This is a genomic window from Streptomyces sp. NBC_01352, from assembly GCF_036237295.1.
GTDB lineage: Bacteria > Actinomycetota > Actinomycetes > Streptomycetales > Streptomycetaceae > Streptomyces > Streptomyces plumbiresistens.
In genome coordinates this window covers 11,048,790-11,064,127 of the sequence record NZ_CP108354.1, presented here as the reverse complement: position 1 = coordinate 11,064,127, position 15,338 = coordinate 11,048,790, and the positions used below count along the sequence as shown (strand labels likewise).

Annotated in this window: 15 protein-coding genes and 1 pseudogene; 6 read left to right on the top strand and 10 right to left on the bottom strand. The window is 71.5% G+C overall.

Annotated features, from left to right (window positions below):
* Nucleotides 1-125: 125 nt before the first annotated feature.
* Both OG252_RS50970 and OG252_RS50965 read left to right on the top strand, forming a co-directional pair.
* Nucleotides 126-821: a TetR/AcrR family transcriptional regulator gene (locus OG252_RS50970; RefSeq protein ID WP_266447749.1), complete on the top strand. Its 696-nt coding sequence runs from the start codon at nt 126-128 to the stop codon at nt 819-821.
* Nucleotides 822-888: 67 nt separating this feature from the next.
* Complete coding sequence (locus OG252_RS50965; RefSeq protein ID WP_266447746.1) at nt 889-1,701, top strand: acyl-CoA thioesterase; 813 nt, start codon at nt 889-891, stop codon at nt 1,699-1,701.
* On the opposite strand, the gene OG252_RS50960 is transcribed toward OG252_RS50965, so the two are convergent.
* Entirely contained in the window at nt 1,659-2,219 is a 561-nt protein-coding gene (locus OG252_RS50960) for an alcohol dehydrogenase catalytic domain-containing protein (RefSeq protein WP_329344952.1), read from the bottom strand. The genes OG252_RS50965 and OG252_RS50960 overlap by 43 nt on opposite strands.
* 151 nt (nt 2,220-2,370) lie before the next feature.
* Between OG252_RS50960 and OG252_RS50955 the strand changes: the two genes are divergently transcribed.
* Entirely contained in the window at nt 2,371-2,688 is a 318-nt protein-coding gene (locus OG252_RS50955) for a winged helix-turn-helix transcriptional regulator (RefSeq protein WP_443068473.1), read from the top strand.
* Nucleotides 2,689-2,698: 10 nt separating this feature from the next.
* Here the strand turns inward: OG252_RS50955 and OG252_RS50950 are convergent, their stop codons facing one another.
* The 4 genes from OG252_RS50950 to OG252_RS50935 all read right to left on the bottom strand — a co-directional run bounded on the left by OG252_RS50950 (nt 2,699) and on the right by OG252_RS50935 (nt 6,652).
* Nucleotides 2,699-3,526 carry an SDR family NAD(P)-dependent oxidoreductase gene (locus tag OG252_RS50950; protein WP_329344951.1) on the bottom strand — a complete coding sequence of 276 codons (828 nt, stop codon included), beginning with the start codon at nt 3,524-3,526 and terminating at the stop codon, nt 2,699-2,701.
* Nucleotides 3,527-3,538: 12 nt separating this feature from the next.
* Nucleotides 3,539-4,573: a phosphotransferase family protein gene (locus tag OG252_RS50945; protein WP_266447740.1), complete on the bottom strand. Its 1,035-nt coding sequence runs from the start codon at nt 4,571-4,573 to the stop codon at nt 3,539-3,541.
* Nucleotides 4,570-5,898, bottom strand: coding sequence for an acyl-CoA dehydrogenase family protein (locus OG252_RS50940; protein WP_329344950.1), 1,329 nt, complete (start codon nt 5,896-5,898; stop codon nt 4,570-4,572). Before OG252_RS50940 ends, OG252_RS50945 begins: the two co-directional genes overlap by 4 nt.
* 115 nt (nt 5,899-6,013) lie before the next feature.
* On the bottom strand, nt 6,014-6,652 hold the full coding sequence (locus OG252_RS50935; RefSeq protein ID WP_329344949.1) for a TetR/AcrR family transcriptional regulator: 639 nt from the start codon (nt 6,650-6,652) through the stop codon (nt 6,014-6,016).
* Between the two features lie 93 nt (nt 6,653-6,745).
* On the opposite strand from OG252_RS50935, the gene OG252_RS50930 reads away from it, so the two are divergent.
* Nucleotides 6,746-7,540: an SDR family NAD(P)-dependent oxidoreductase gene (locus OG252_RS50930; RefSeq protein ID WP_266447732.1), complete on the top strand. Its 795-nt coding sequence runs from the start codon at nt 6,746-6,748 to the stop codon at nt 7,538-7,540.
* Nucleotides 7,541-8,006: 466 nt separating this feature from the next.
* On the opposite strand, the gene OG252_RS50925 is transcribed toward OG252_RS50930, so the two are convergent.
* Nucleotides 8,007-9,146: a thiolase family protein gene (locus OG252_RS50925; RefSeq protein WP_329344948.1), complete on the bottom strand. Its 1,140-nt coding sequence runs from the start codon at nt 9,144-9,146 to the stop codon at nt 8,007-8,009.
* Complete coding sequence (locus tag OG252_RS50920) at nt 9,139-10,635, bottom strand: class I adenylate-forming enzyme family protein (protein WP_329344947.1); 1,497 nt, start codon at nt 10,633-10,635, stop codon at nt 9,139-9,141. Before OG252_RS50920 ends, OG252_RS50925 begins: the two co-directional genes overlap by 8 nt.
* Nucleotides 10,636-10,713: 78 nt before the next feature.
* On the opposite strand from OG252_RS50920, the gene OG252_RS50915 reads away from it, so the two are divergent.
* Both OG252_RS50915 and mftD read left to right on the top strand, forming a co-directional pair.
* Nucleotides 10,714-11,481, top strand: coding sequence for an SDR family oxidoreductase (locus OG252_RS50915; RefSeq protein WP_266447727.1), 768 nt, complete (start codon nt 10,714-10,716; stop codon nt 11,479-11,481).
* Nucleotides 11,482-11,572: 91 nt separating this feature from the next.
* Nucleotides 11,573-12,736: pseudogene (gene mftD / locus OG252_RS50910) on the top strand (pre-mycofactocin synthase MftD); the annotation flags it as partial.
* Nucleotides 12,737-12,754: 18 nt separating this feature from the next.
* Here mftD and OG252_RS50905 read toward each other — a convergent pair.
* Genes OG252_RS50905 through OG252_RS50895 form a run of 3 tightly spaced genes read right to left on the bottom strand, consistent with a single transcriptional unit; the run spans nt 12,755 to nt 15,321 of the window.
* Nucleotides 12,755-13,618, bottom strand: coding sequence for an SDR family NAD(P)-dependent oxidoreductase (locus OG252_RS50905; RefSeq protein WP_329344946.1), 864 nt, complete (start codon nt 13,616-13,618; stop codon nt 12,755-12,757).
* Between the two features lie 16 nt (nt 13,619-13,634).
* Nucleotides 13,635-14,537, bottom strand: a complete 903-nt coding sequence (locus tag OG252_RS50900; RefSeq protein WP_266447721.1) for an LLM class F420-dependent oxidoreductase — start codon at nt 14,535-14,537, stop codon at nt 13,635-13,637.
* Between the two features lie 4 nt (nt 14,538-14,541).
* Nucleotides 14,542-15,321 carry an enoyl-CoA hydratase/isomerase family protein gene (locus tag OG252_RS50895; protein WP_266447719.1) on the bottom strand — a complete coding sequence of 260 codons (780 nt, stop codon included), beginning with the start codon at nt 15,319-15,321 and terminating at the stop codon, nt 14,542-14,544.
* Between the last annotated feature and the right edge of the window lie 17 nt (nt 15,322-15,338).

The window sequence follows — 15,338 nt, the reverse complement described above, 5'->3', positions numbered from 1 at the left end:
GCCTCCTGGTCCGGATGTCCGTGAACGACCGAGCCCAGCGGGCCGCTCCGACCGGGGGTGATAATAACGTTCTCTCGTTAGGAAAGTAATAGTCTCACCTCTGCAGAGCGGGGTAACCTCCCCTCATGAAACCGGAGATCTCCCTCGACACGGGCCCGGCGGACACCGAACCGACGTGGAAACAGCGCGCGGTCGAGCGCTCCACCCGGGCGACCAAACAGCGCGCCGAGCAGCGGGTACAGCGTTTCCTGGACGCGGCTCAGGCGCTCATGGCCGACAAGGGCACCACGGACCTCACGGTGCAGGAGGTGGTCGACCGCTCGGGCCAGTCGCTGCGCAGCTTCTACCAGCACTTCGACGGCAAGCACGAACTGCTGCTCGCCCTTTTCGAGGACGCTCTGAGCCGGACCGGTGACGCATTGCGCGCAGCCACTTCGCGGCCCGGAGCCGCCGAAGCGCCCGTGGCGCGCCTGGAGGCGGCCACCCGGCTGCTGTTCACCATGTGCCGCCCGGGCCCCGGTGACCTGCACCCCCTGTTCAGCGAGTTCGCACCGCAGCTACTGCTCACGCACCCCGACGAGGTACGGCTCGCGCACGCTCCGGTGCTGGGAATCCTGGCCGAACTGATGGAAGGGGTCGACGCGGCCGGCGGACTGCGTTCCGGCATGCGACCCCGGCGCGCGGCGGCGATGCTGATGCAGACGACCATGTTCCTGTCGCAGTCGGCCATCGGCGTCAATCCGGACGGCCCCGCGCCCCGGCCGCTCACCGCCGACGAAGTGTGGGCGTTCTGCTCCGGCGGCTTCGGAGCGAGGACCTGAAGCACCACGTCCACCCAGCACCGAGAATGCCATTCTCATATTCGTGTAACTCCCCTACACTCGCCGCATGTCGGACCTGTGGAGCGACCTTCTCGCCTGCCTCAACCTGCGCCCTCTGCCGCACGCCGACGGACCGGCCTTCGAAGGCACCAACCAGCAGCTTGCGTATCACCGCCTGTTCGGCGGCCAGCTCCTGGCCCAGTTCGTGCGGGCCGCCCAGCGGCTCGGTCCGGACAAGGCCGTGAAGTCCCTGCACGTGCTCTTTCCGCGCGCAGGCCGGAGCGACGAGCCCGTCCACTACGAGGCGGCCCGCGTCCAGGAGGGCAACACCTTCGCCACGTGGTCCCTCACCGCGCGCCAGAGCGCGGGCGTCATCGCCACCGCGGCCGTGTCCCTGCACCGGGTGGAGCCCGGCATGGAGCACCAGTTCACGGCACCCGTGCCGGTGGTCCTCGGGCCGGAACATCGCGTGGAGTTCGAGCTGTTGCCCTGGGAGACCCGTGCGAGCGCCGACCTCGACTCCCCGGGCGTGGCGCCTGCCGAGCTGGACCTGTGGATGCGCACCCCCCATGTGGAGGCGGATCTCGGCCCGGCGCTGCTCGCGTACGTCACCGACCTGACCCTGATCGGCACCGCACTGCGCGCGGTCAACGGCATCGGCCAGCAGGACGCCGGCAAGGCGTTCACCTCGGCCGTCACCTCGCACACCGTGTGGTTCCACCGCCCCGTCCGCGTCGACGACTGGCTGCTGCTTCGCCAGCACGCGCCGCTCCTCGCCCATGGCCGCTGCCACGGGCGAGGCGACGTCTTCACTGCGGACGGCTCCCTCGTGGCGTCCTACGCACAGGACGCGCTGTTGCGCCTTCCGCACTCGCCTTGACCGGCGGGCCTGCCGAAGTCGTCGCGACCTCGGCGGGGGCTGCTCAACTCCCGCTCAGTGACGGCCGCAACGGGATTGCGCCGCACGCCGACGACGGCTAGAAGGGCACCCGCGACGCAGAGCACCAGCAGCGTGTGGCCTGGCTCGATCGCGGCGATGACGAGTCCCTGTGCGGAGGTGAGACCGCCCAGCGGCAGGGTCGCGGCGGCGACCAGGTCAGTGCCCGCCGGCACCGCGGCGACCGCCTCCACGTCGAGCACCACGTATGCGGTCTGCGCTTTGAGCGACAGAGCCAGCCGGTCGGACAACCCGATCACCGGGTCGCCCGGCCGGAAGCCGACGACGTCCGGCCCCAGCGCGTCGACCGTGCCGGCGATGTCCCAGCCCAGGCCGGTGATCTCCCGCTCCGTGAGCAGGCCACCCGCGGTGAGCCCGGCGGAGCGGGTCTGGATGTCCACCGGGTTGACGGCCGCAGCGGCGACCCGGATCCGGACTTGACCGGACCCCGGTTCGGGCACCAGAACGTCCACCACCTCAAGGGCTTCCGGGCCGCCGAAGGAACGAATACCCGCACCGCAGCCCTGCCGCGCCGACGAACTCGCCGCATAGGACGCCTACCTCGCCACGTGCCCGGCCCGTCAACTGCCCGACCGGACCATCGACAAGTGGGTGAGCCTGGTCCTGAACGCACTGGCCGACGGGCCGCTGCGCTACCGCGACCTGCACCGGATCACCGCCGGGGTCAGCCAGAAAATGCTCATCCAGACTCTGCGCGCCTTGGAGCGTGATGGCCCGTTCAGCCGCACGGTGACCGCGTCCGTGCCGGTCCGGGTGGACTACGAACTCACCGCGCTCGGCCGCGGCCCGCTGCCGGTGATGGCAGCGATCAAGACGTGGGCCGAGGCGCATATCGAGGAGGTTCAGGCCGCCCGCACGGACTACGACCGAGGCGTGTCGGCGGAGGCGCCCGCCGCCGGCGGCGCGTGATTCGTGCGCTTCAAGGCCCGATCCTCGAAGCCTTCGCCTCCGCCTCGATGTCGGCCAGCAAGGCATCGACGCGTGTCCGTGCGCGAGCCGCGACACCGGTGCCCGGCGCGGTGTGCACTCGGTCCGCCTCCACCGCGTGCAGTGCCGCCGCTGCGACCTCGCGTGGGCTGAGGATGCCGTCCGGGGCGAGGTCGCGCATCGAGGCGGATCCGCTGGGCATCGGGATGGCGCCGAGAGATGCGGAGTTCTGCCCGAGCGGGGTGTCCACAAGACCCGGGCAGACGACCGTCGCGCCCAGCGTCGGTGCCACCTGTTTCAGTTCCGCGTCGAGCGTCTCGGTCAGGCCGACGACCGCGTGCATGGTGCCGGCGTACGGGGTGCGACCGGGCAGCGGTGCGAGGCCGCCGGCGGAGGCGGTGTTGAGGAAGTGCCCGGCCCCCTGCTCGATCAGCAAAGGCGCGAAGGCGCGTACCCCGTTGACGACGCCGAGCAGTTTGACGCCGATCATTCGCTGCCAGGTGTGGTCGTCCTGCTGCCACATCGGTGCGCCCGGACAGACGACTCCGGCGTTGTTGCACACCAGGTCCACCCGCCCGTACGCGGTCATCGACCGGTCGGCGAGCCGTCCGACCGCCGCCGCGTCGCTCACGTCGGTCACGACGGCGGTGACCTCCGCTCCGGCCGCGCGCAGCGCTTCGCACGCCGCGGCCAGTCCCTCCTCGCGGATGTCGGCGATCACCAGCCGCACCCCGCGCGCCGCCAGTTCCTCGGCGAGGCCGTAGCCGATGCCGCTGGCCCCGCCGGTGACCACCGCGATCTGCCCCTTCACGATGCGCACTTCGCCCCTCCCTCAGTCCCGTGCCATCTCGAGCCGCGCTTTGGCCCAGAGCCACTCGGCGTACGAGTGCATCGCCTCGCCGGTCGCCCGGTCGCGTCGGCCCTCCACGGCGGCGTACCAGCTGCCTTCGAGGAGAGCGGCGAGCCGGAAGCAGGCGAGCACCTCGAACCAGCGGAAGGCGGAGGTGTCGCGGCCGGTGGACTCGGCGTAATACGCGAGGAGTTCGGCGCGCGACGGCATGCCGTCCCAGGGGGTGAGGTAGGGCTCGGCGCCGGGGGGATCGCCTTCCTCCCGCCAGGCGGTGAGGATCCAGGCGAGGTCGAGCAGCGGGTCGCCGAGGGAGGCCATCTCCCAGTCGACGATCGCCGCCAGGCTCGGGGCGTCGTGCGACAGCATCACGTTGGCGAACTGCAGATCGCCGTGCACGATGGCGGTCCGGCCCTGCTTCGGGGTGTGCCCCGTGAGCCACTCGGCCACCGCGTCGACGTGCGGGGACTCGGTCTCCCGGTAGGCGGCGCTGCGGCGGTAGCCGTGCAGCATCCGCAGGTACCGGGCCGGCTGGCGCTCCACCCACCCGTCGGGGCGGCCGAGCTGGTCCGCGCCCACCGCGTACGGGTCGACCGAGGCGAGCTTCGCCGCCCCGTCGACCAGGGCGAACGCGGCGCGGCGGCGCCAGTCGGCGTCCTCGGCATAACGGCCGGGGAACCGGCCCTGCGGGGTGAACCCGTCGATCTTCTCCAGGATGGAGAAGGGGCCGCCGAGCGGTGAGTCCTGGTCGAGACTGAACGCGTACTGGCGGGGGTGCGGGACGTCCGTGTCCGCGAGCGCCGCGAGCGCGCCGCTCTCGCGGCGGAAGGCGTCGGCGGCGCGGTCCTCGAGGTGGCGGCCCGGCAGGCGGAGGACGAGTTCGCTGCCGTCGGCGCGGCGGACGAGGGAGAGGATGTTCTGCGCTCCGCCGGCGAGCGGCGACAGCTCGATCACCGGACCGTCGCCGGGCAGGTCCGCGAGGCCCGGCCAGGTGTTGAGGCGTGCGAGGGTGTCGGTCATCGGGCGCTCGCTTCCTCGGGCTGAAGCAGATCCGCGTACTTCTCACGGGCGGCGGCCAGTCGGGCGGGCAGGTGCGCGGAACCGAAGAGCCGGTCCTCGGGCGGTTCCAGGTCCTTGAGCAGCAGGCGGGCGACGACGTCCTTGTGCGCCTCGGTCGGGCCGTCCGCGACACCGAGCACCGGTCCTGCCTGCCACATCCGGGCCAGCGGCAGTTCGTTGGAGACGCCGAGCGCCCCGTGCAGGTGCATGGCCTGGTAGGTGATGTCGACGAGCGTCTTCGGGGTGGCCACCTTGACGGCGGAGATGTGCAGGCGTGCCGTACGGGCGTCCTCGGGCGAGCCGCTGCGGGCGGCCCGGTCCGCTTGCCAGGCGGCGTGCAGGACTTGGAGGCGGAACTGCTCCAGCTGGATCCAGCTGTCCGCGAACGCGTGCCGCACCGCCTGCTGATCGGCGAGCGGGCGGCCGCGGGTGCGGCGGCCGGCTATCCGCTCCCCCATCATGTCGAGCGCGCGCCGGCACTGTCCGACGGAGCGCATCGCATGGTGCAGGCGTCCGCCGCCGAGGCGGGTCTGGGCGATGGCGAACCCGCTGCCCGGCTCGCCCAGGAGGTTCTCGGCGGGCACGCGGCAGCCGGTGAAGCGCAGGTACGCGTGCACACCTTCCCCGAGCGGTTCGCCCGCGAGTCCGGTGCCGCGGACCATCTCCATGCCTGGGGTACCCGCCGGGATGACGAACATCGAGGAGCCCTGGTGGACCGGCACGTCCGGGTCGGTGATGACCATGGCGATGACGAAGGCAGCGTGCGGATAGTTGGAGGCGAACCACTTCTCACCGTCGATCACCCACTCGTCGCCGTTGCGCACCGCCCGGCAGGTGAAGCCGCCGGGGTCGGCGCCGCCGGTCGGTTCGGTCATGGCGAAGGTGGACACGATCCGTCCGTCGAGGAGCGGTTCGAGGAATTCCTTGCGCTGTTCCTCGGTGCCGTAGTGGGCGAGGATCTCGGCGTTGCCGGAGTCGGGGGCCTGGGTGCCGAAGACCATCGGGGCCCAGGAGGAACGGCCCAGAATCTCGTTCAGGAGCGCCAGCTGGACCTGCCCCATGCCCATGCCGCCGAGTTCGGGCGACAGGTGGGCGGCCCACAGACCCTGTTCGCGCACCTGACGCTGGAGCGGGCGGACGGCGTCGAGGTAGACGGGGCTGGTGCGGTCGTACGGTTCCGCGTTGCCCGGGAAGAGGACGTCGAGCGGCTCGACCTCATCCCGTACGAAGGTGTCGGCCCAGTCGAGGCGGGCCTGGAACGCGGCGTCGGTGCTGAAGTCCCACATATGGCGGTCCCCTTCAGGGCGACAGAACGTCGTTCGGACGCTAGCAGAACGATATTCTCGCGTCTAGGAACAGGATTCTTGATGCCACTGCGGAGCAGCCTGCCGATCCCCTCGATCAGGAGCGGGCCCCTGCCACCAGGAAGCGCTTCAGCTGCTCGACATCCGCCTCGTCCGGTGCGTGGCCGGACAACAGCCAGTGCTGCAGCGCGGCGACGGCCGCGCCGGCGATCGTCCGCCCGGCGCGGACCGAGTCAGCGGCCCCCAACTCTCGCGCCGGGCCGGCGAAGAGCGAACCCAGGCCGTCCACCAGGACCACAATGGCGTGGCCCGCGTGCGGCACCGGGGTGACGGCGGCAGCGAGGACCGCCCGTACGCCCGCCGCGAGTCGCGGGTCGGCGGCCTGCCGTACGACGGCGGCGATGCCGGCACGCAGCCGGTCCTCGGCGCTGTCACCCGTGGCCCGTTCCATCCGGCGCCTGACCTGTCCGGCGAGTTCGCGCGCGCCGCGCTCGACGATCGCCTCCACCAGGGCGTCCCGGCCGGAGAACGCGCGGTAGAAGGCATCGTTGGAGAGCCCCGCGGCGGCCACGATGTCGGCGACGCGAGGCGCACGTGGCGCACCCTCGGTCATCAGCTTCAGCCCAGCGTCGAGCAGGGCGTCCACCTCGGCGCGGGCGCTCTGTTCGGCACCTGCCATCCGGCGGCTTACGGCCCGTTCGGCGAGCGACGGCGGGTGGGGATCGGTCGCAGTCAACGCTCTACCTCCTGCGCAAGAGTTCCATTCTGGAATACGAGAATGCTAATTTCGCATGCACTTGCCGGACCTGTCATCGGGGGCGCGACGCACATGGGACACAGGGCACACGCGGGACGCGGTGGATACGCAGACAGCCTGTTCGACCTCAGCGGCCGCGTGGTCCTGGTCACCGGCGGCAGCCGCGGGCTGGGACGGGAGATGGCGTTCGGGGCGGCCCGCTGCGGCGCGGACGTCGTGATCGCCTCGCGGACATATGAGGCGTGCGTGACCACGGCAGGTGAGATCGAGAAGGAGACGGGCCGCGCCGCCCTGCCGTACGCGGTCCACATGGGCCGCTGGGACCAGCTGCCGGGGCTCGTGGACGCGGTGCACGAGCGCTTCGGCCGCCTGGACGTGCTGGTCAACAACGCCGGAATGTCGCCGGTGTACGAGGACTTGGGCGAGGCGACGGAAAAGATGTTCGACGCCGTCGTCGCCCTGAACCTCAAGGGTCCGTTCCGCCTCTCCGTGCTCGCCGGGCAGCGGATGGCCGCGGCGGGCGGCGGAGCCATCGTCAATGTCAGCTCCACCGGCTCACTGCGCCCGCGCGCCCCGATCGTGCCGTACGCGGCGGCGAAGGCGGGACTCAACGCGATGACGGAGGGCCTGGCGCACGCGTTCGGGCCGACGGTCCGCGTCAACACCCTGATGTGCGGGCCGTTCGCCACCTGGGCCACCCGCCACTGGCAGGACGACCCCGAGGCGCTCGCGGCCGGCGTCCGCGACCACGCGCTACAGCGCATCGGCGACCCCCGCGAGGTCGTCGGCGCCGCCCTGTACCTGATGTCGGACGCCGCCTCGTACACGACGGGGGCGACGTTGCGGGTCGACGGGGGGATGCCCTGAGAGTGCTCGGGGCATCCCGCGCCCTCTGCCGTGGTGCGTGAAGGCGTAGTGCCTCATCGCAATCCGCGCACCAACTTCCCCAGCCACACCGACGTTCGCGCGTCGACGTCATGGTCGTCCGTCAGCGCGGAGACGCTCACGCAGCCGTCCGAGACAGCGGCGACATCGCTTCCAGGACCGGCGGAGGGAGCCGCCCCCGCGAAATCCCACGCGGTACGTGCCGCCGTCGGCGCCGCCGGGCCCGTTCACCGCCTTGTAGTCCGGAACGAGCAGCGCGGCGCCCGCGACATCGGTGGCGCGGGTCCCCTTCGGCTGAAGCGGATCGCCCTCGTTTCCGGGTAGCGGTTCGCAGTGGCACGTTAACGTTCAGTGCCACGCCGCGCGGCATCGGCACTGTCTCGTCACTGCCGGGTGCGGCTTCTTGGATACAGGGCCCGTCCCGCCGCAGTTCGTCTTCCACCCCGGCTCACCGCCCCGCCACCTCGACCACCATCGCCGACGCCATCCCCCCGCCCGCGCACATGGCGGTGACGCCCACTCCCCCACCCCGGCGCCGCAGTTCATGCACCAGCGTCACCAGCATCCGGGCGCCGGTGGCGGCCACCGGGTGGCCCAGGGAAATGCCGCTGCCGTTGACGTTGACCCGGTCGGGGTCGAGGGCGAGGCGGCGCACGACGGCCACGCACATCGACGCGAAGGCCTCGTTGATCTCGAAGAGGTCGACGTCGTCGAGGGAAAGCCCTGCCCTGGCAAGGGCTTTGGAAATGGCCAGGGTGGGCGCCATGCCGGTCTCCGCGGGGTCGACACCCACGGAAGCCCAGGCGCGTACCGTGGCGAGTGCGGGCAGGCCCAGGCGGTCGCTCGCGACGACGAGGGCCGCGGCCGCGTCGTTGCCGCCGCAGGCGTTGCCTGCGGTGATGCTGAAGCCTTCGATCTCCGGGTGCAGCGGCTTGAGCGCGGCGAGTTTCTCCAACGAGGTGTCCCGGCGGGGGTGTTCATCCACCGAGAACAGTCCGTGCGGCGTCCCGATCGGGACGGTCTCGGCCTCGAAACGCCCCTCGTCGATGGCGCGAACGGCGTTCCGGTGCGAGCGCAGGGCCCAGGCGTCCATGTCCTCGCGGCTGATCTTCTCGGCGACAGCCGTGTTCCAGCCGATGGTGTACGACATGTCGAAGTTGGGCGCGTCCGGCCGGTTGGGGTGGGTCGGCGGGTACCAGTCGCTCCACTCGCCGTCCGTGCGGCGCCTCGAAAGGGGCCCCGTCGAGGCCGAGTTGACGCCTCCCGTGATCACCAGTTCGTCCATGCCGGACCGGACGGACGCGGCGGCGTGTTCGACGGCAGCGAGACCCGCCGCGCAGTGCCGGTTGACGGCCGCTCCGGGTATCGAGGTCAGGCCGGCGGTCAGCGCGGCGTGCCGGGCGATGACCCCGCCGCCGTACAGGCCCTCCCCGAGGACCACGTCGTCGACGCCGGCCGGGTCGAGGCCCTTCGCCGCGGCGGACACGATGTGGTCCGCGAGGTCGTAGGCGCTGGTGTCGCGCAGGGTGCCCTTGCCCGCGGTGCCGATGGGGGTGCGCAGGGCGCGGACGATGACGGCTTCAGGCATGGGTGGCCTCTCGGTCTGGGTGGTCGCCCGGCTGGGCGGGGGCTTCGGCCGGCTCTGCAGGGTCGGCGGGAGGGGCGGTCTCCGGCTCGGTGAACTCCGTGACCAGCACGCGGCGCAGCAGTTTTCCGGTGTCGGTGCGCGGCAGTCCGGCGCGGAAGACGATCGTGTCGGGCGTCTTGGATGTACGCAGCCGCTCACGCACCCAGCCGCGGAGAGCTTCGGGCTCGCCTTCGCCGACCACGAAGGCGACGATCCGCTGCCCCCACTCCTCGTCGGGGACACCGATCACGGCCGCCTCGCGGATGCCGGAGTGGGCGAGCAGCACGTCCTCGATCTCCTCGGGTGCGATGTTCTCGCCGCCGCGGATGATGGTGTCGTCGGCGCGGCCCTCAATGAACAGGTAGCCGTCGGCGTCGAGCCGCCCGCGGTCCCGCGTCGGGAACCAGCCGTCCTCGTCGAGCGCACTGCGCCCCTGGTACTCGCCGGAGATCTGCTCCCCGCGCACGTGCACGAGCCCGGTCAGGCCGGGGCCGGGCACTTTCCCCGCACTGTCGCGGATCTCGATCTCGACGCCCGGCAGGGCGCGTCCCACCGACGACAGGCGCTCGCGTACGGAGGGTTCGGCGGCGGCGAGGGCCACGCGGTGGTCGTCGGGGCCGAGCACCGCGACGGACGAGGCGGTCTCGGTCAGCCCGTACGCGTTGACGAAACCGGTCTCCGGGAAGAGCGCGAGGGCCCGCTCCACAACGACGCGCGGGGTGCGCGCACCCCCGTACGCGAGGTGGCTCAGTGTCGGCGTGCCCGCGTCGGGACCCTCCACGGCCTCGACGACGCGGGCGAGCATGGTCGGCACGAGCATGGCGTGGGTGACACCTTCGCGGCGTACGGTGGCCAGCCATTCCCCCGCGTCGAAGGCAGACAGGTAGACGACCCGGCGGCCGGTGTAGAGGTTCGAGAGCAGGTTGGTCAGGCCTGCCACGTGGTACGGCGGGACCGCGACCAGCGCGGCGTCGCCCGGCTCGGCCGACCCGAACTCCTGGGTGCTCAGGATGTACGCGAGCAGATGCCGGTGGCGTAGCAGCGCGGCCTTGGGTGCGGCGCTCGTGCCGCTGGTGTAGAGGATGACCGCCACCGCGTCCGGGTCCCACTCGGGTTCCTGGGCGATGTCGGGAACCTCGTTCTCGGATGGCGCGGTGAGCGTGTCGAGGTCTTCGGAGCTCAGCAGCAAGGCGCCGGGATGCCGGCTTTCGATCTCCGCCAACTGCTCATGCCCCAACCGGTAATTGAGCGGCACGAACGGCACACCTGCCAGCGCAGCACCGAACAGCACCACGGGATAGGCCAGTTGGTTGACACCGCGGTAGAGAACGGCCGGCCTGCCCCGGAAGCGCCCGGCCGCGCGGCGCGCCTGCTCCAGGAGTTGTCCGGCGGTCAGGGTGTGGCCGTCCGCCGCCACCGCAGGCCGCTCACCGTCGGCCGAAGCCGCCATTTCAAGGATCATGGTGATATTCATGAGAGTGCTATTCTCGCGATTCAAGAGCCGCACTTTCAAGAGTGGGGAGCACGTATGCGCATCAGCGGGAGGTCCGCGGTCGTGGTGGGTGGTGCGGGTGGCCTGGGCGAGGCCACCGTCCGCCGGCTGCACGAGGCGGGCGCCAAAGTCGTCGTGGCCGACCTCGCCGACGAGAAGGGCAAGGCCCTCGAACGGGAGCTGGGGGTGCGGTACATCCGCACCGACGCGACCAGCGAGGCGGACGTGCAGTCAGCACTGGCCGAGGCCGAGGCTCTGGGAGAACTGCGCATCTCGGTCGACGCGCACGGCGGCCCGGCCTCCGGCGGCCGCCTGGTCGGCAAGGACGGCACCCCACTCGACCTGGACGGCTTCCGCCGCACCGTCGACATCTACCTGACCGGCGTCTTCAACGTGATGCGGCTCGCCGCCGCCGCGATCGCGCGCCAGGAACCGCAGGACGGACAGTCGGGGCGCGGCGTCATCGTCAACACCGCGTCCATCGCCGCGTACGAGGGGCAGATCGGCCAAATCCCTTACGCCGCCGCAAAAGGCGGCGTCGTCGCCATGACCTTGGTCGCGGCCCGCGACCTGTCCCCGCTGGGCATCCGTGTCGTCACCGTGGCTCCCGGCACGTTCCTCACGCCCGCGTACGGGCAGGCCGGCGACAAGCTGGAGGCGTACTGGGGTCCACAGGTCCCGCATCCGAGGCGGATGGGCCGCCCGGCCGAGTACGCGCAGCTGGTCCAGCAGATCGCCGAGAACGACTACCTCAACGGCGAGGTGATCCGGCTGGACGGGGCGCTGCGCTTCCCGCCCAAGTAGGCCGGACAGGCCGTACTGCCCGGCCCGGACATGGACGCAAGGGGGCAACTAGCTCTGGGTACCGCCCTCATGGGCGGCAAACCCCTGGTTCGAGACGGTCGCCGAGGCGCAGCGACGCGCCCGGCGCAGGCTGCCGCCCGCCGTGTACGGCGCGCTGATCGGAGGTTCCGAAGGCGGCCTCACCCTCAAGGACAACCAGGCGGCTTTCGGTGAACTGGGCTTCGCCCCGCATGTGGCAGGCCTCGCTGCGCAGCGCGATCTGACGACCTCGGGCATGGGACAGGGACTCGCCCTGCCGGTCATCTGCTCGCCCACGGGAGTCCAGGCCGTGCACCCCGACGGGGAGCTGGCCGTCGCCCGCGCGGCGGCGGCCCGCGGCACGGCGCTCGGACTGAGTTCGTTCGCGTCTCAGCCCGTCGAAGACGTGGTGGCGGCGAACCCGCGGACGTTCTTCCAGATCTACTGGTCCGGCACCCGCGAGCAGATCCTGCACCGCCTGGAGCGCGCCCGCGCTGCCGGGGCGACGGGCCTGATCCTCACTCTGGACTGGTCGTTCTCACAGGGCCGCGACTGGGGCAGCCCGTCGATCCCCGAGCGGATCGACGTATACACGATGATCCGGTACGCGCCCCAGGCCCTCACCCACCCGCGCTGGCTGGCCGCCTACGCGAAGGCCCGCTGGCTGCCCGAACTGTCCGTGCCGAACATGACGCAGGACCCGGGTGCCGAAGTGCCGGGATTCTTCGGCGCGTACGGCGAGTGGATGCATACCCCGCCGCCCACCTGGGAGGACGTGGCCTGGCTGGTCAAGCAGTGGGACGCCCCCTTCATGCTCAAGGGCATCACCCGCATCGACGACGCCAATCGTGCCGCCGACGCGGGCGTCACCGCCTTGTCCGTCTCCAACCACGGCGGCAACAACCTCGACGGCACCCCTGCCGCGATCCGCGCCCTGCCGGCGGTGGCCGAAGCGGTCGGCGACGAGGTGGAGATCGTGCTCGACGGGGGTGTGCGACGCGGCGCCGACGTGGTCAAGGCGCTCGCGCTCGGCGCGAGGGCGGTGATGATCGGCCGCGCGTACCTGTGGGGCCTCGCGGCGAACGGTCAGGCCGGCGTGGAGAACGTGCTCGACATCCTGCGCTCCGGCATCGACTCGGCTCTGCTCGGGCTCGGGCGCGCGTCGGTACGGGAACTCGGGCGCGAGGAGGTGCTCGTACCGGAGGGGTTTGTGCGCAGGCTCGGCGCAGAGCAGTGACGCCCGGTGCTCCGCCGCTCAGCCCTGCGGCTCGTCCCGCTTGAGCAGGCCCGCCGGGACGTGGTTCGCCCAGCCCTGCCCCGGCCAGTTGAACCATCCCGACGACGCGTACGTCCCGCCGTCGGGGTGCAGGGTCGTGCCGGTGACGTACGAGGACAGGCGTGAGGCGAGGAAGACGACGCATCCCGAGACGTCGTCCACTTGGCCCACCCGGCCCATGGGGATCGCGGCCCGCACAACGGCCGTGTCGGCCAACAAACCACCAAGCGAGGCAAGTTGGGAGAGCCGTGGGGTGGGCGTGAGATCCGGGGCGACGTTGTTGACGCGTATCCCGTACGGTGCTTCCTCGACCGCGAGCGTGCGCGCGAACTGCTCCACGGCCGCCTTCGCCGCCGCGTAGACGGCGAATCCGGGCGCGGCGCGGTGCGCCTCGACGGTTGTCAGGTTGACGATGCTGCCGCCGCGTCCGCCGTCCCGCATCCGGGGTACGGCGAGGGAGCAGGCGTGCAGCACATGCAGAAGGTTGGCGCGCAGGAGCGCGTCCCAGCCCTTCGGTGACGTGTCCGTGAAAGCGGCACGGAAGGTGCCGCCGACGACGTTGACCAGGGTGTCCAGGCGCCCCCATCGCTCGTCGACCGCCTCGAACAAATCGGTGAGAGCCTCCGGTTCTTGTGCGTCGCCGTGCCGGACGATCGCCTCGTAGCCGCCCTCGTCGAGCGTCCGGCGCGTGGCTGCGGCCGCTGCCGGGTCGATGTCGAGTACGGCGGTACGTACCCCGCAGGCCGCCAGGTCAAGGGTGATCGCTGCGCCCAGGCCGCCCGCCCCGCCCGTGATCACGGCCACGGTGCCGGCCAGTCCGGCGCGCTCCTCGAACCAGCCCATGGGTCCACCTCTCCGTTCACCTCAGATACGTGGCGCCGAACGCGTCGATGAATTCGAACGTGGCCGCGGCCGAGTGGGTCCCGCTGGAGACGACGACCCACGTGACCCCGGCCTTGGCCAGCTCGGCGAACGCCTCCCGGTGCCCGTCGGGCTCGGCGGCCGGGGTGGTCAGGCCTTCGTCCTGATAGGAGTGCACGATGTCGATCGGATCCGTACGACCCGCGGCGGCCGCGTTCTCGTACAACTCCGTGATGAGCTGGGCAAGTTCGGGCACTCCGCCGAACCCGGGCGTACGGGCCGTCTGCGCCAGCTGAGCGCCTCCGGACAGTGGCATCCAGCCATGCGCCCGCTCGGCCACTCGGCGCCGGGTCAGCCGCGCGTTGCCGCCCAGCCAGATAGGCAGCGGTGACTGGACGGGCCGAGGGCGGCAGACGACATCGCGGGCGCTGAAGTGGCGGCCTTCGTAGCTGAAGGGTTCACCGCTCCAGTAGCCGGGAAGCACGTCCAGCGTCTCGTCGAAGAGGGCGTTGCGCTCGTCGAAGTCGACGCCGAGTGCGTGGAACTCACCCTTCAGATAGCCCGCACCGAGCCCGAGGGTGAACCTGCCACCGGAGAGCCGGTCGAGAGTGGCCGCCGCCTTGGCCAGCAGGAGCGGATTGCGGTACGGGGCGACCGACAGATAGGTGAGCAGGCGCAGCCGCTCGGTCACGGCGGCGACATGGCCGAGCGCGACGAACGGGTCCAGCGTTTGATGTCCGCCGGAGGCCAGCCACCGTGAGCCGGGGGCGGGGTGCTCGGTCAGCGAGAACCCGTGGAATCCGGCCCGCTCGGCGGCCTGCGCCACCTCGCCGAGCGGGCCGGCGGCCAGGAGGTCGCCGTCGGGGCCGTGGGGCTCGGGGTACTGGAGGATGAACTGCATCGCCTCAGGCGTCCTTCGCCAGGAGCCCGGCGAGCGTCTGCCGGAAGTCCTCGGTCTGGAAGGACTGGTACTCGGCGGTGGTCGCGAAGTCGAGGGTGGCCAGGACCGCGCGCTCCAGGTGCAGGTTGAGCAGCCGCTTCGTGACCTCGACGGCCTGCCGCGGCAGGCCCGCGATGCGCTTGGCGCAGTCGAGCGCATCGGAGAGTGGGTCCGCGCTGACGTGGTTCGCGAGGCCTATGGCGATGGCCTTGTCGGCGCGGATCCGGGCGCCGGTGAGGGCGTACTCCTTGGCGAACATCAGGCTCGTGTGCAGCGGCCAGGTGAGCGGGCCGCCGTCGGCGGCGACCAGTCCGATCTGGACGTGCGGGTCGGCCAGATAGGCGTTCTCGTGGATGTAGGCGATGTCGCTGAGCGCGATCAGGCTGCACCCGAGCCCGACCGCGGGGCCGTTGACGGCGGCGACCACCGGGACGCGGCAGCGCGCCATGCCGAGGACGAGGTCGCGGCCGTGGGCGATGGTGCGCGTGCGCAGTTCGGGGTCCTTGCTCAGCTGGTCCAGGTAGGTGAGGTCGCCTCCGGCGGAGAACGCGCGTCCGCTGCCGGTGAGCACGGCGGCGCGCGCGTCGTGGTCCTCGCTCAACTGCGGCCACAGTCGGGCGAGTCCGGTGTGCAGGGCGTCATTGACGGCGTTGAGGGCGTCGGGCCGGTTGAGGGTGATCACACGCAGCGGGCCCTCGGCGCGTACGTCGATCTCGGGCGGCAGGTCGTACAGCGGGCCGGTCATGTCAACCTCCAGGTCCA